General features: G+C 31.7%; 2 protein-coding genes. One reads left to right on the top strand and one right to left on the bottom strand.

Annotated elements, in window-relative coordinates; translation table 11 throughout:
• Positions 1–965 (bottom strand): L-glyceraldehyde 3-phosphate reductase (mgrA, locus tag VLC96_RS18510; RefSeq protein ID WP_325265305.1); only part of this gene is annotated, 965 nt, incomplete at its 3' end.
• A gap of 494 nt (positions 966–1,459) precedes the next feature.
• Here mgrA and VLC96_RS18505 point away from each other — a divergent pair.
• The coding region (locus VLC96_RS18505; RefSeq protein ID WP_325265304.1) for a PAS domain-containing protein at positions 1,460–2,190 on the top strand (731 nt) is incomplete at its 3' end.

Genomic DNA, 2,190 nt, shown 5'->3' with positions numbered 1-2,190 from the left:
TCTAATTCTGCTGCACTGAAAGCATAATTATCCAGCGCTTTAATAGAATCTGTAATTTGTTCCGGTTTACTGGAGCCAATTAGTACCGAAGTAATTCTTTTGTCGCGTAATAGCCATGCCAACGCCATTTGTGCTAATTTTTGACCTCTTTCTTTTGCAATATCATTTAAAGCTGTGATTTTCTCTAATCTTTCTGGAGTAATATGGTCGGCATTTAGAAATTGTCCGCTGGTTACAACTCTTGAATCAGCAGGAATTCCATTTAAATATTTGTCGGTTAATAATCCTTGTGCCAATGGAGAAAACGGAATGCAGCCTACTTGCTCTTTTGCTAATAAGTCCAAAAGTCCATCTTCGACCCAACGTTCAAACATTGAATATTTCGGTTGATGAATTAAGCATGGAGTTCCCATTTCTTTTAATAATTTAAAAGCTTTTTCAGCTTCAGCAGGTTGATAATTTGAAATACCAACATACAATGCTTTTCCTTGTTGAACGATCAAATTCAAAGCTGCCATTGTTTCTTCCAAAGGCGTTTCTGGATCTGGTCTGTGGTGGTAAAAAATATCCACATATTCCAAATCCATTCTTTTCAAACTTTGGTCTAAACTTGAAACTAAATATTTTTTGGAACCCCAATCGCCATAAGGTCCATCCCACATAGTATAACCTGCTTTGGATGAAATAATCATTTCGTCTCGGTGGTTTTTGAAGTCTTGTTTTAAAATTTTCCCCATGCATTCTTCTGCCGAACCGGGAGGTGGACCATAATTGTTGGCCAAATCAAAATGGGTAATTCCATTATCAAAAGCAGTTTTTATCAAATTTCTGCTGTTTTCATAATCACTGTTTTGCCCAAAGTTGTGCCATAATCCTAAAGAAAAAGCCGAGAGCTTTAATCCTGAATTTCCACATCTGCGATATTCCATGTTGGCATATCTTTTTTTTGCTGGTTCGTATGTCATTTTTTTATAATTTTTTGTAATTTTTATGGTATCAATATTTTTTAAAATCCTCACCTAACTTTGGTTACGAGAGTATTTTTTTTATTCTCATTCTTTTGCTCATTGGTTTACGAAAATATACTTTTTTTGATTAAGATAATAAAATCAGGAAAAATGGTTTTGGTAAATAAGGATACTTGTAGATTTACAAGTCATTTGAAAAAAAAATAGCATAATAATTTTGATTATTAGGAGTGTATGTTCATTTTTTTTAAAATATTTGATTCTGGACTATCTTTTTTAAAAAGGCATGATTTGATTTTTTCAATAAGATATTTTAAAGTTAAAAGAAGTATATGTTTTAACAATTTTGGATTTTAATTGGAATAATTTAATTAGTATATTTGCCGTTTAAATACATTAATAAATCGACTAAACGCATAATTTTATAATTTTAAAAAGAAATTACTTATAAAATTGTATAGTAAAATTATGTAAATGTTTGGAATTTTCTCATGGAAAAAAGATATAGAGAAGTCAGCGAATTAGAGAAAACAATCAGAGAGATTTCAGATTACAAATATGCACTTGATGAATCTGCTATAGTAGCAATTACAAATCAAAAAGGAATTATAGAACATGTAAACGATAACTTTTGTAAAATCTCCCAATATTCTCGGGAAGAACTTATTGGACAAGATCATCGCATCCTGAATTCAGGACATCATACTAAAGAATTTATAGCTGAACTTTGGAGTACTATTGCGAATGGTAGGATTTGGCGTGGAGAAATAAAAAATCGTGCAAAAGATGGCATCTTTTATTGGGTCGATACTACTATTGTTCCTTTCTTAAACGATCAAGGAAAACCTTATCAATATGTTGCCATACGCTCTGATATCACTCATAGAAAAAAAAGTGAAGAAGTGCTTAAAAGCACAGTCAAGAAAATTTCTGATTATGAATATGCTTTAGACGAATCGGCAATTGTAGCTATTACAGATCAAAAAGGGATTATTCTTCATGTAAATAACAATTTCTGCAAAATTTCAAAGTACTCTTGGAATGAGCTCATTGGACAGGATCATCGTATAATCAATTCTGGTTACCATTCAAAAGATTTCATGAAAGAACTTTGGAGAACCATTGCTAATGGAGAAGTTTGGAATGGTGAGGTAAAAAATAAAGCTAAAGATGGTTCTTACTATTGGGTCGACACAACAATTGTCCCATTTTTGAATGATGA

Origin of the sequence: Flavobacterium sp. (assembly GCF_035456085.1) — a bacterium.
In the GTDB taxonomy this organism is placed as follows: Bacteria; Bacteroidota; Bacteroidia; order Flavobacteriales; family Flavobacteriaceae; genus Flavobacterium.
Note: the sequence above shows the minus strand (reverse complement) of the source record. Positions and strands in the feature narration are given on the sequence as shown.